The 12,771-nt window shown below is 66.3% G+C and carries 8 protein-coding genes; 4 read left to right on the forward strand and 4 right to left on the reverse strand.

Annotation, left to right across the window (positions count from 1 at the left end; translation table 11 throughout):
- Positions 1-15 precede the first annotated feature (15 nt).
- The 3 genes from folD to ACSFBE_RS18595 form a co-directional block, all read right to left on the reverse strand.
- Entirely contained in the window at positions 16-870 is an 855-nt protein-coding gene (folD, locus tag ACSFBE_RS18585; RefSeq protein WP_435491888.1) for a bifunctional methylenetetrahydrofolate dehydrogenase/methenyltetrahydrofolate cyclohydrolase FolD, read from the reverse strand.
- Between the two features lie 76 nt (positions 871-946).
- Entirely contained in the window at positions 947-1,582 is a 636-nt protein-coding gene (locus ACSFBE_RS18590) for a response regulator transcription factor (RefSeq protein ID WP_140842251.1), read from the reverse strand.
- On the reverse strand, positions 1,579-4,119 hold the full coding sequence (locus ACSFBE_RS18595) for a PAS domain-containing sensor histidine kinase (RefSeq protein ID WP_435491889.1): 2,541 nt from the start codon (positions 4,117-4,119) through the stop codon (positions 1,579-1,581). Before ACSFBE_RS18595 ends, ACSFBE_RS18590 begins: the two co-directional genes overlap by 4 nt.
- Before the next feature lie 204 nt (positions 4,120-4,323).
- Between ACSFBE_RS18595 and aceE the strand changes: the two genes are divergently transcribed.
- Genes aceE through lpdA form a run of 3 tightly spaced genes read left to right on the forward strand, consistent with a single transcriptional unit; the run spans position 4,324 to position 10,612 of the window.
- Positions 4,324-7,053, forward strand: a complete 2,730-nt coding sequence (gene aceE, locus ACSFBE_RS18600; RefSeq protein ID WP_435491890.1) for a pyruvate dehydrogenase (acetyl-transferring), homodimeric type — start codon at positions 4,324-4,326, stop codon at positions 7,051-7,053.
- Between the two features lie 47 nt (positions 7,054-7,100).
- Positions 7,101-8,759, forward strand: coding sequence for a dihydrolipoyllysine-residue acetyltransferase (gene aceF / locus ACSFBE_RS18605; RefSeq protein ID WP_435491891.1), 1,659 nt, complete (start codon positions 7,101-7,103; stop codon positions 8,757-8,759).
- Positions 8,760-8,776: 17 nt separating this feature from the next.
- Positions 8,777-10,612, forward strand: coding sequence for a dihydrolipoyl dehydrogenase (gene lpdA / locus ACSFBE_RS18610; protein ID WP_435491892.1), 1,836 nt, complete (start codon positions 8,777-8,779; stop codon positions 10,610-10,612).
- A gap of 80 nt (positions 10,613-10,692) precedes the next feature.
- Here the strand turns inward: lpdA and ACSFBE_RS18615 are convergent, their stop codons facing one another.
- Positions 10,693-11,250 (reverse strand): C40 family peptidase, encoded by a 558-nt coding sequence (locus tag ACSFBE_RS18615; protein ID WP_435491893.1) that lies wholly within the window; start codon positions 11,248-11,250, stop codon positions 10,693-10,695.
- 286 nt (positions 11,251-11,536) lie between these two features.
- Between ACSFBE_RS18615 and ACSFBE_RS18620 the strand changes: the two genes are divergently transcribed.
- Positions 11,537-12,619, forward strand: coding sequence for a PQQ-dependent sugar dehydrogenase (locus ACSFBE_RS18620; RefSeq protein WP_435492004.1), 1,083 nt, complete (start codon positions 11,537-11,539; stop codon positions 12,617-12,619).
- Positions 12,620-12,771: the final 152 nt, after the last annotated feature.

A 12,771-nucleotide genomic window follows, 5' to 3' on the forward strand; every position in this document is an offset into this window, starting at 1 on the left:
CGAAAGGGAAGAAGTTCAAGCCGAGGCGCTGCGTTCGGCCGCTTCGAGCGTATTGACGAGCAGCATGGTGATGGTCATGGGGCCGACGCCGCCGGGCACCGGCGTGATCCACCCGGCGACTTCCTTCACGCCGTCGAAGTCGACGTCGCCGCAGAGCTTGCCTTCGTCGGTCCGGTTCATGCCCACGTCGATGACGACCGCGCCCGGCTTCACCATGTCGGCGGTGAGCACGTTGCGCTTGCCGACGGCGGCGACGACCACGTCGGCCTGGCGGGTCATGGCGCCCAGGTCGGGCGTGGCGCTGTGGCAAATGGTGACGGTCGCGTTCTTCGCCAGCAGCATCAGCGCCATCGGCTTGCCGACGATGTTGCTGCGGCCGATGACCACGGCGTGCTTGCCGCGCAGTTCGTAGCCGATCGATTCGAGCATCTTCATGCAGCCGTAGGGCGTGCAGGGCCAGAAGCCGGGCGCGCCGGTCATCAGCGCGCCGGCGCTGGCGACATGGAAGCCGTCGACGTCCTTCTCGGGCGAGATGGCTTCGATGACCTTCTGCGCATCGATGTGCGCCGGCAGCGGCAGTTGCACCAGGATGCCGTGAATGGCCGGGTCGTTGTTGAGGGCGTCGACGCGGGCCAGCAGGTCGGCCTCGCTCAGGTCGGCCGGGTACTTCTCGAGCACCGAATGCAGGCCGTTGTCTTCGCAGGCCTTCACCTTGTTGCGCACATAGACCTGGCTGGCGGGGTTCTCGCCGACCAGCACCACGGCCAGGCCGGGTGTCACGCCGCGGGCCTTGAGGGCGGCGGCGCGGGCGGCCACGTCGGCGCGCAGGGTGCGGGAGAGGGCGTTGCCGTCGATCAGTTGGGCTGTCATCGTTTTTCGATTTTCCAAGTAGAAACGCCCGCTTGCGCAGGCGTCGGGGGACTTTGTGGCTATCTCGCCGATAGCGTCAGGAGGCCTTGGCGGTCGGCTGGGCCTGGCCCAGCGCGATCTTCAGCAGGTCGGCGACGGTGTTCGCGTTGAGCTTTTCCATGATGTTGGCGCGGTGCGCCTCCACCGTCTTGATGCTGATGCCCAGGTCGTCGGCGATCTGCTTGTTCAGCCGTCCGGCGACGATGCGCTCGAGCACCTGCGCTTCGCGGCCGGTGAGCTTGGACAGCAGCGCGTCGCGGCTGGCCGACTGCTGGTGCTGGGCGAAAGCGCCGCGCGCGTGCTCGAGCATGCGCTCGACCAGCGTCACGAGTTCTTCGTCGTTGAAGGGCTTCTGGATGAAGTCCATCGCGCCCTTCTTCATCGAGTCCACCGCCATCGGCACGTCGCCGTGGCCGGTGATGACCACGATGGGCAGCGGCGAACGGCGTTCGATCAGCCGGTCTTGCAACTCGATGCCCGACATGCCGCCCATGCGGATGTCGACGATCAGGCAGGCCACCTCGCGGGGGTCGTAGCGGGAGAGAAAGGATTCGGCGGAGTCGAAGCAGCGAACCCGGTAGTCCTTGCCTTCGAGCAGCCATTGCAGCGAGTCACGTACGGCTTCGTCATCGTCGACGACATAGACCGTGCCCTTCTTCGGAATCAAGCTCATGCGGGTACCTTTGCCTCGTCGTTTGCTACGGAACTGCTAGCGTCCATCACCGGAATCCAGAAGGAAAAACGGCATCCGACCACGTCCGGGCCATTGTAGATGTTCTCCGCCTGCATGCGGCCGCGGTGCGACTCGACGATGGTGCGGCAGAGGTTCAGGCCGATGCCCATGCCTTCGGCCTTGGTCGAGAAGAAGGCCTCGTAGAGCCGATCCATGACTTCCGGGGCCAGGCCCATGCCGGTGTCCTGCACCGAGAATTCGATGGCCGGCTGGTTGTCGATCACCTTCGGCAGCACCCGCAGCTCGACGCTGCGACGCGCCAGCGGCCGGCCGGCCAGATCGATCGACTCGGCGGCGTTCTTGAGCAGGTTGACCATCACCTGCTCGATCAGGATGGGGTCGACCCGAACGATCGGCAGGCGCGCTGCCACGTAGTGGTTGAGGCGCACGTTGCGCCGGCGCAACTCGATGCCGGCCAGCTCCACCGCCTCGCTCACCATGGTCGCCACCTCGGCGGGCGTGCGGTTCGGCTCGCTGCGCTTCACGAAGGAGCGGATGCGCTGGATGATCTGCCCGGCACGCTGGGCCTGCTTGGCGGTCTTCTCCAGCGCGGCGAGCAGGGCGTCGGAGTCGATCTGCTGCCCCTTGATGCGGGACATCATGCCGTTGCAGTAGTTGGTGATGGCGGTCAGTGGCTGGTTCAGTTCGTGCGCCACGCTGGAGGCCATCTCTCCCATGGTGATCAGCCGGCTGGCGGCCTGCGCCCGATCGGCCTGGGCAGCGGCCTGTTCCTCCGCATCGCGGCGCGGCGTGATGTCGGTCGCGATCACCAGTTGCGCGAGCCGACCGTCGACCCAGGTGAGGTAGCGCGAGCGCACTTCGAGCCACTTGCCGAGCTCGGGCACGAAGATCTCGTTGTTCGCCGGCTGGGCGGCCGTGAGCGTGTCGATCGGCAGGCCGGCGAACGGGTCGACGTCGTCCAGCGCGTCGTCGTGCGCGGCCGACGCCGGCACGCCGGCCTGCGCCACCATGCCAAGGTGGCCGACCGTGTCGGAGCCGAACCAGAGGCGGTAGAGCTTGTTCGCGAACAGCAGCTCCTCGCTGCCGATCGGGGCGACGGAGACCGCCGCGTCCAGCGCTTCGAGCACGGTGGTGAAACGCTCGTACGAGGCGGACAGCTGTTCGCGGATGCGCGTGGGCTCGGTGATATCGGTCATCGAGGTCATCCAGCCGGTCTGGTGGCCGCGGGCATCGATCAACGGCGACACGTAGAGCCGTGCGTTGAAGACGCTGCCGTTCTTGCGCTTGACCCGCACCTGGAAGCCGCCAGGGAGGGCGCGGCCATGCAGTTCTTCTTCGAGCCGCTCGTTCATCACCTCGCGGTCGGATTCCAGCCAGTAGGGAAAGGGCGGTTTCTGGCCGACCAGTTCGGATTCACTCCAGCCGGTCATCGCACAGAAGGCCGCGTTGACGTAGGTGATCCGGCCCTCGAGGTCGAGCACCCGCATGCCGGTGAGCATCGAGTTTTCCATCGCGCGGCGGAAATTGGTTTCGGCGATCAGTGCCTGCTGCGCCTGCAGCCGCCGTCGCGTATGGCGATAGGTGCCGATCAGCATCCAGGCGGTCAGAACGCTCAGCGCCCCCACCAGCCAGAACAGGCCGTTGCCCACCAGACCCGGCGAGGTGCGGTAAGCCTGCGCGCGCAGCACCACCGCGTTGCCGATCGGCGAGACCGGCACTTCGTACTCGTTGGTGTGCTCGACCCAGGGCAGCAACCGGGTGCCCTCGGCTCGCGGATTCACCGTGTTGCCGGCCAGCAGGCCGTCTTTGGCGTCCAGCAGGGCGACGGCGTACCGGGCGCTGACTTCCGGCGGCACGCCATAGCGCAGCAGGCTGTCGATCGAGAATTCGCCCAGCACCACGCCGGCGAACAGGCCCTGGTCGAACAGCGGAATGTGCAGCTGGAGCATCGGGACCGGATCGCCGCCGGTGACCGGCTGGGAAAACACGGGCTGGCGCAGCTCGCGGGCCAGGGCGTAGTTGCTTTCGATGTCCCCGGGGCGCAGCACTTCTTCCAGGACATGCTGCTGCGCGGGGTGCACGCTCGGTGCGGCGTAGTTGGCCTTGAAGCGCCGACGATCGTCGATCCAGCTGACCGCCTGCAGTTCCGGGTATTGGCTCACCAGGGACTCGGCCCGGCTGCCGAATTCGGTGGCATCGATTTCGCGGTTGGAGGCGTCGCGCGCCAGGCGCATCAGTTGTTCCTGCCGCTCGAGCAGCCGCAGCCGAAGCCGCTGCTGCGCGTACTCGACATCGCGCTTGACGGATTCCTGTTCGCGCTCGATCTCTTCCGCACGCAGGTACCAGAACGCCGACACGATGGCCGCCAGGAACAGCATCACCGCGGCGAGCGGCACGAGCATGGCCACGGTGTCTTGCAGCACCGGGGTCTGGCGGCGCCACCAGCGACGCCACCAGGAAAGCGGCGAGGCTTTCACGGCGCTGCGGGCAGCGGCGAGCGGGCTGAAGAGGGGCATCGGCCGAGTGTAGGGGAACCCCTAGCCCGCCCGACGCCGAGCGGTCTTGAAAACGGTTCAGACTGCGATCCAGCGGTTCCGTCTCCGGATCGCCTGCGGGTGTTTTCACATTAAGAAAACGTTAAACACCATTTGAAATTCACCCTGTTCTGTGCGACATTTCCCGCCAGTCAAATCCACAGCCACGCCCTCAAGGAGACAAGCATGTCGGCAAATCCCGAGAACCATTTCGGCTCGGCCGCGAACGACGCGGATGCGCAAGAAACCCGTGAATGGATGGACGCGCTGTCCGCCGTCATCCAGAGCGAGGGCCCCGAACGGGCGCACTTCCTGCTCGAACAACTGCTCGAACACGCGCGCCAGAACAGCGTCGACCTGCCGTTCTCGGCCAACACCGGCTATGTGAACACGCTCGAGCCCGAACTCGAAGCGCGCAGCCCCGGCAACCTCGAGATCGAACAGCGCCTGCGCGCCTACATGCGCTGGAACGCGATGGCGATGGTGGTCAAGGCCAACCGCCTGCATCCGGCCGACGGCGGCGATCTCGGCGGTCACATCGGTTCCTTCGCCTCGCTGGCCAGCATGTTCGGCGCCGGCTTCAACCACTTCTGGCGCGCCGAGAGCGAAGGCCACGGCGGTGACTGCCTCTACATCCAGGGCCACGTGTCGCCCGGCATCTACGCTCGTGCCTACCTCGAAGGCCGTCTGAGCGAAGAGCAATTGCTCAACTTCCGCCAGGAAGTCGACGGCAAGGGCCTCTCCAGCTACCCGCACCCGAAGCTGATGCCCGAGTTCTGGCAGTTCCCGACGGTGTCGATGGGCCTCGGCCCGCTGATGGCGATCTACCAGGCCCGCTTCCTCAAATACCTGCATGCCCGTGGCATCGCCAACACCGAGAACCGCAAGGTGTGGGTGTTCTGCGGCGACGGCGAAATGGACGAGGTCGAATCGCTGGGCGCCATCGGCCTGGCCGCGCGCGAGAAGCTCGACAACCTGATCTTCGTGATCAACTGCAACCTGCAGCGCCTTGACGGCCCGGTGCGCGGCAACGGCAAGATCATCCAGGAGCTCGAAGGCGAGTTCCGCGGCGCCGGCTGGAACGTCATCAAGCTGATCTGGGGCAAGGGCTGGGACGCCCTGCTCGCCGCCGACAAGGACGGCGCGCTGCGCAAGATCATGATGGAGTGCAACGACGGCGACTACCAGTCCTTCAAGGCCAACGACGGCGCCTACGTCCGCAAGAACTTCTTCGGCCGCGACCCGCGCACGCTGAAGATGGTCGAGCACCTGAGCGATGACGAGATCTGGGGCCTGCAGCGCGGCGGCCATGACTCGCAGAAGGTGTACGCCGCCTTCCACGCCGCGCAGAAGCACGAAGGCCAGCCCACCGTGCTGCTCGTGAAGACCGTCAAGGGCTTCGGCATGGGCAAGATCGGCGAAGGCAAGAACAACGTCCACCAGACCAAGAAGCTGGGCGACGAAGACATCAAGGCCTTCCGCGACCGCTTCAACATCCCGATTCCCGACAGCCAGCTCGCCGACATCCCGTTCTACAAGCCGGCCGACGACACGCCCGAGATGAAGTACCTGCACGAGCGCCGCAAGGCCCTCGGCGGCTATTTGCCGCACCGTCGCACGAAGGCCGAAGAGAGCTTCACCGTGCCGGCACTGGAAACCTTCAAGGCCGTGCTCGAGCCGACCGCCGAAGGCCGCGAGATCTCGACCACGCAGGCCTACGTTCGCTTCCTCACGCAGTTGCTGCGCGACCAGGCGCTGGGCCCGCGCGTCGTGCCGATCCTGGTCGACGAAGCCCGCACCTTCGGCATGGAAGGGCTGTTCCGCCAGATCGGCATCTACAACCCTGCAGGGCAGCAGTACACGCCGGTCGACAAGGACCAGGTCATGTACTACAAGGAAGACAAGGCCGGTCAGATCCTGCAGGAAGGCATCAACGAAGCCGGCGGCATGTCGAGCTGGATCGCGGCGGCCACGTCGTACAGCACGAACAACCGCATCATGGTGCCGTTCTACGTGTACTACTCGATGTTCGGCTTCCAGCGCATCGGCGACCTGGCCTGGGCCGCTGGCGACATGCAGGCGCGCGGCTTTCTGCTCGGCGGCACGTCGGGGCGCACCACGCTCAACGGCGAAGGGCTGCAGCACGAAGACGGCCACAGCCACATCCTGGCCAACACCATCCCGAACTGCGTGAGCTACGACCCGACCTTCGCGCACGAGGTCGGCGTGATCCTGCACCATGGCTTGAAGCGCATGGTGGAGAAGCAGGACAACGTCTACTACTACCTTACGCTGCTCAACGAGAACTACGCGATGCCCGGCCTGCAGCCCGGCACCGAGGAGCAGATCCTCAAGGGCATGTACCTGTGCAAGCAGGGCCCGGTGGTCAAGCCGGCCAAGGGAGCCAAGGAAACGCCGACGGTGCAGCTGCTCGGCAGCGGCACCATTCTGCGCGAGAGCATCGCGGCGCAGGAACTGCTCGAGAAGGAATGGGGCGTGAGTGCCGCGGTGTGGAGCTGCCCGAGCTTCAACGAGCTCACCCGCGACGGCCAGGACGCAGACCGCTGGAACCTGCTGCATCCGACCGAGACGCAGCGCGTGTCCTTCGTGGCGCAGCAGCTGGCGGCCAGCACCGGCCCAGTGGTTGCCTCGACCGACTACATGAAGGCCTACGCCGAGCAGATCCGCCCGTTCATCCCGAAGGGTCGGACCTACAAGGTGCTGGGCACCGACGGCTTCGGCCGCAGCGACTTCCGCAGCAAGCTGCGCGAGCACTTCGAGATCAACCGCCACTTCATCGTGGTGGCCACGCTCAAGGCATTGGCTGAAGACGGCACGCTGCCGGCCTCGAAGGTCGCTGAAGCCATCAAGAAGTACGGCATCAACGCCGACAAGGTCAACCCGCTCTACGCGTAAAGCACAACCCGAACAACCGACGCGCCCGACGGGCGGGAGACAGAGATATGGCAGCAGTGGAAGTGAAGGTGCCGGACATCGGCGATTTCGACGAAGTCGCGGTGATCGAGGTGCTGGTGAAGGTGGGCGACACGGTGAAGGCCGAGCAGTCGCTGATCACGGTGGAGTCGGACAAGGCGTCGATGGAGATTCCGTCGTCGACCGCCGGCGTGGTGAAGGAACTCAAGGTCGCGGTGGGCGACAAGGTCAAGGAAGGTTCGGTCGTGATCGTGGTGGAGGCCGAAGGCGCCGCCGCAGCGCCACCGGCCGCGGCGCCCGCCGCTGCCGCGCCTGCGCCCCAGTCGGCAGCCGCCCCGGCCCCCGCTGCGGCAGCGCCGGCCGCCGCGCCGGCCGGACCGGTCGAGGTGAAGGTGCCGGACATCGGCGACTTCAAGGACGTGTCCGTCATCGAAGTGCTGGTGAAGCCGGGCGACGCGATCAAGGTCGAGCAGTCGCTGATCACGGTGGAATCGGACAAGGCGTCGATGGAGATTCCGTCGTCGGCGGCCGGCACGCTGAAGGAAATGAAAGTCAAGGTCGGCGATGTCGTGAACATCGGTGATCTGATCGCGGTGCTCGAAGGCACGGCCGGCGCGGCACCCGCACCGGCGCCTGCCGCATCGCCGGCACCTGCATCGGCGTCCGCTGCGGCAGCACCGGCAGCCGCCACGGCCAGCGCGCCAGCGCCCAGCGCGGCGCCTGCTGCGCACGACACCACCACGCCGCCGAGCGGCAGCCTGCCGCACGCGTCGCCGTCGGTGCGCAAGTTCGCGCGCGAACTGGGTGTGCCGCTGGAAGAGGTCAAGGGCTCCGGGCTCAAGGGCCGCATCACGCAGGAGGACGTCCAGGCGTTCACCAAGGCGGTGATGAGCGGCGTCGCCAGCACCAAGGCTGCAGGCGCCAAGGCGCCGGCTGGTGGTGGCGACGGCGCGGCGCTGGGCCTCATTCCCTGGCCCAAGGTCGACTTCGCGAAGTTCGGCACGGTCGAGCGCAAGGAACTGTCGCGCATCAAGAAGCTCAGCGGCGCGAACCTGCACCGCAACTGGGTGATGATCCCGCACGTCACGAACAACGACGAGGCCGACATCACCGCGCTGGAAGCCTTCCGCGTGGCGACCAACAAGGAGAACGAGAAGTCGGGCGTCAAGGTGACGATGCTGGCCTTCGTGATCAAGGCGGTGGTCGCGGCGCTGAAGAAATTCCCCGAGTTCAACGCCAGCCTCGACGGCGACACCCTGGTCTACAAGCAGTACTACAACGTCGGCTTCGCGGCGGACACGCCCAACGGGTTGGTGGTGCCGGTGCTGAAAGACGCCGACAAGAAGGGCATCCTGCAGATCAGTCAGGAGATGGGCGAGCTCGCCAAGAAGGCGCGCGACGGCAAGCTCGGCGGCGCCGACATGCAGGGTGGCTGCTTCTCGATCAGCTCGCTCGGCGGCATCGGTGGCACGCACTTCACGCCCATCATCAACGCGCCTGAAGTCGCGATCCTCGGCCTGTCGAAGAGCGCGATGAAGCCGGTGTGGGACGGCAAGCAGTTCGTGCCGCAGCTCACGCTGCCGCTGTCGCTGTCGTACGACCACCGCGTGATCGACGGAGCCTCGGCCGCACGCTTCAATGCGTATCTCGGCCAGGTCCTCGCCGACTTCCGCCGCGTGCTGCTCTGAGAACAAGGAACGACGAGATGAGTGAACAACAGATCAAGGTTCCGGACATCGGCGATTTCGACGAAGTCGCGGTGATCGAGGTGCTGGTGAAGGTGGGCGATACGGTGAAGGCCGAGCAGTCGCTGATCACCGTGGAGTCGGACAAGGCGTCGATGGAGATCCCGTCGTCGGCGGCCGGCACGGTGAAGGCCGTGGCCGTGAAGGTCGGCGACAAGGTCAAGCAGGGCTCAGTGGTGCTGACGCTGGATGTGGCCGAAGGGGCTGCTGCACCCGCGCCTGCATCCGCGCCGGCTCCCGCTGCGGCACCGGCGGCCAACGCGACGTCGCCGGCCCCGGCCCCGGCCCCAACTTCGGCCGCACCGGCACCCGTCGCATCGAGCTACAGCGGTTCCGTCGATGTCGAATGCGACCTGCTCGTGCTCGGCGCCGGCCCCGGTGGTTATTCCGCCGCCTTCCGCGCGGCCGACCTCGGCCTGAAGGTCATCCTGGTCGAGCGCTACGCGACCCTCGGCGGCGTCTGCCTCAACGTCGGCTGCATCCCGTCGAAGGCGCTGCTGCACGTCGCGGCCGTGATGGACGAGGTCAAGCACTTCGCCGACATGGGCGTAACCTTCGGCGAGCCGAGCATCGATCGCAGCAAGCTGCTGGCGCGCAAGAACAAGGTGGTGAGCAAGCTCACCGGCGGCCTCAGCGCGATGGCCAAGATGCGCAAGGTGACGACCGTGCGCGGGGTCGGCGAGTTCGTCGACCCGTACCACGTCAAGGTGCAGGAAACCTCGGGCGACGGTCGCGACACCACCGGCAAGGCGCAGACGATCAAGTTCCGCCACTGCGTGATCGCCGCCGGCTCGCAGGCGGTGCATCTGCCCTTCATGCCCAAGGACGACCCGCGCGTGGTCGATTCGACCGGTGCGCTGGAGTTGGGCGTCGAACCCAAGCGCATGCTGATCCTCGGCGGCGGCATCATCGGCTTGGAAATGGGCTCGGTGTATTCGTCGCTCGGCGCGCGCCTCGACGTGGTCGAGATGATGGACGGCCTGATGCAGGGCGCCGACCGCGACCTCGTCAAGGTGTGGCAGAAGATGAACGCGCCGCGCTTCGACAACATCATGCTCAAGACCAAGACGGTGGGAGCGGAGGCCACGAAGGAGGGCATCCGCGTCACCTTCGAAGGCGAGGCCGCCCCGAAGGAGCCGCAGCTGTACGACTTGGTGCTGCAGGCCGTCGGCCGCACGCCCAATGGCAAGAAGATCGCAGCCGAGAAGGCCGGCGTGACGGTGACCGACCGCGGCTTCATCCCGGTCGACATCCAGATGCGCACCAACGTGCCGCACATCTTCGCGGTGGGCGACATCGTCGGCCAGCCGATGCTCGAGCACAAGGCGGTGCACGAGGCGCACGTGGCGGCCGAGGTCATCGCCGGCGAGCAGAAGGGCGACAAGGAGCTGGCGAGCGCCGCATTCAACGCCCGCGTGATCCCCAGCGTGGCCTACACCGACCCGGAAGTGGCGTGGGTCGGCATCACCGAAGACCAGGCCAAGGCCGAAGGCGTCAAGATCAGCAAGGGCCTGTTCCCGTGGAACGCGTCCGGTCGCGCCATTGCCAACGGGCGTGACGAAGGCTTCACCAAGCTGCTGTTCGACGCTGAGAGCCATCGCATCATCGGCGGCGGCATCGTCGGCACGCATGCGGGCGACATGATCGGCGAGATCGCGCTGGCCATCGAGATGGGGGCGGATGCCATCGACATCGGCAAGACGATCCACCCGCATCCGACGCTGGGCGAAAGCATCGGCCTGGCGGCCGAGGCCGCGCACGGCAGTTGTACCGACCTGCCGCCGGTCAAGCGCTGAAGCTGAAGGCTTGCGCCAACAAAAAACCCGCCGACGGCGGGTTTTTTTATGAGGCGGGGCGCTGGTGCCCGCGCGCTGGATTACTTCACGGTGCGGGTGTCTTCGTCGTCCTTGGCCGACAGCACGCGGCGGGCGCCGTCGAAGCGGCGTTTCCAGTAGCTGCCGTTCATGTCTTCGACCCGAACCTGCGCACCGGTGCGCGGCGAGTGGATGAATTTGCCCTCGCCGACGTAGATGCCCACATGGCTGAAGGTTCGGCGCATGGTGTTGAAGAACACCAGGTCGCCCGGCTTCAATTCGCTTCGATCGATCTTCTCGGTGGCCGCCGCCTGTTCTTCGGCGCGGCGCGGCAGCAGGTGGCCGACGGTCTGGTTGTACATCGCACGGACGAAGCCGCTGCAGTCGAAGCCGCTCTCGGCGGTGTTGCCGCCGCGGCGGTAGGGCACGCCCAGGAAGCCGATCGCCGTCACCACCAGATCGGAGGTGCGTTCGACCACGCTTTGGCGAACTTGCTGAAGTTGCCCGATCAAACCCCTGTCTGCCAGCGCACGGTCTATGTCGTCCGAGCGGTCCACCGCGGGTGCGGCGTGCGCAACGCCGGCGACGAGAAGGGAGGCTAGGACAAGTGAAAAACGCATGGGTTCGTAGGATAGGGATGACACTGCAGAGTGTCAATTTGAAGCGGAGTCTGGATTGTGCATCTAAGTGCTTGTCGCTGTTGAGTTATTTTGCATTTTTTCCATTGCGAGATGTAAAGCCGGGCTGGGGCCGAAATGATTTGTCTCAACGAGTAATGCAAAGGTTCGCGAATTGCGACCGGTTGGTGCAAGAGGCTGATCTCGCGAATTCGTCAACTGGCCAATAGGAATGCAAATGAAAGTGAAATTGCCGCAATTCGCGCGCGTCGGCTGGGGCGGCGTTGCCATGGTGGTGCTGGCCGGCGCCGCGACCCACGTATCGGCGCAGGTGCGCGTGCAGCGCATCGCCGCCGGTCTGGAAAATCCTTGGTCGGTGGCCTTTTTGCCCGACCGTCGCTTCCTCGTGACCGAGCGCGCCGGCCGCTTGCGGGTCGTGGATGCGGAGGGCCGCCTTGGTGCGCCAGTGGCAGGCCTGCCGCCGATCGCGGTCGGCGGACAGGGTGGCCTGCTCGATGTCGTGACCGACAGCGCTTTCACGCGCAATCGCACGGTCTACCTGTGCTTCTCCGAACCGGAGGCCGGCGGCACCGCCAACAGCACGGCTGTGCTGCGGGCGACGCTGTCCGGCGATGCGAGCCGGCTGGAGGACGTCCGGGTGATCTTCAGCCAGCGCCCCAAGGTGGTGAGCCGGGCGCATTTCGGCTGCCGCATCGTCGAGGCGAAGGACGGAACCCTGTTCATCACCCTGGGTGACCGTTTCAGTCGCAAGGAAGACGCGCAGAAGCTCGACAACCACCTGGGCAAGGTGGTGCGCATCCAGAAGGACGGCAGCACGCCGCCCGACAACCCTTTCGTCGGGCGGGCCGGTGCGCTGCCGGAGATCTGGAGCTACGGCCACCGCAACGGCCAGGGCGCGACGCTCGGGCCCGACGGGCGCTTCTGGATGCATGAGCACGGTCCGCAGGGCGGTGACGAGATCAACGTGCCTCAGCCGGGCAAGAACTACGGCTGGCCGGTCGTCACCTACGGCGAGAACTACGGTGGCGGGAAGATCGGCAACGGGCTGACCGCGAAGGAGGGCATGGCGCAACCGCTGCACTACTGGGTGCCTTCCATCGCCCCGTCCGGCATGGCCTTCCTGACCAGCGATCGCTACGGCCCTGGCTGGAAGGGCAACCTCTTCGTCGGCTCGCTCAAGTTCGGCTACCTGGATCGGATCGAACTGGCCGGCGATCGGGTCGTCGCGGAGCACAAGTTGCTGGAAGACGGGCGGGCTCGCATTCGCGACGTGCGGCAGGGCCCGGACGGCCTTCTGTATGTGCTCACCGACGAGGCCGACGGCAAGCTGCTGCGGCTTCAGCCGCAGTGAGCGCGTTCAGCGGGTGCAGCCGTGGTCAGCGCCGCCGCGGCCAGCACGAAGGCATGCGCGCCGGCCTTCCGCCATCCGCGGGCAGGGCGCCGGATACGGTCTAATTCCGAGGCAGGTCGGGCCACCAGGCGCCCGACCGTTTTTCCGAAGGA

The sequence above is a fragment of the Variovorax sucrosi genome, assembly GCF_051216635.1.
GTDB lineage: Bacteria > Pseudomonadota > Gammaproteobacteria > Burkholderiales > Burkholderiaceae_C > Variovorax.

Bases quoted from the DNA above. Each gene is read 5' to 3' on its own strand.
- ACSFBE_RS18620 (WP_435492004.1), top strand. From the start codon at position 11,537: ATGGTGGTGCTGGCCGGCGCCGCGACCCACGTATCGGCGCAGGTGCGC.
- ACSFBE_RS18590 (WP_140842251.1), bottom strand. From the start codon at position 1,582: ATGAGCTTGATTCCGAAGAAGGGCACGGTCTATGTCGTCGACGATGAC.
- lpdA (WP_435491892.1), top strand. From the start codon at position 8,777: ATGAGTGAACAACAGATCAAGGTTCCGGACATCGGCGATTTCGACGAA.
- aceF (WP_435491891.1), top strand. From the start codon at position 7,101: ATGGCAGCAGTGGAAGTGAAGGTGCCGGACATCGGCGATTTCGACGAA.
- ACSFBE_RS18595 (WP_435491889.1), bottom strand. From the start codon at position 4,119: ATGCCCCTCTTCAGCCCGCTCGCCGCTGCCCGCAGCGCCGTGAAAGCC.
- aceE (WP_435491890.1), top strand. From the start codon at position 4,324: ATGTCGGCAAATCCCGAGAACCATTTCGGCTCGGCCGCGAACGACGCG.
- ACSFBE_RS18615 (WP_435491893.1), bottom strand. From the start codon at position 11,250: ATGCGTTTTTCACTTGTCCTAGCCTCCCTTCTCGTCGCCGGCGTTGCG.
- folD (WP_435491888.1), bottom strand. From the start codon at position 870: ATGACAGCCCAACTGATCGACGGCAACGCCCTCTCCCGCACCCTGCGC.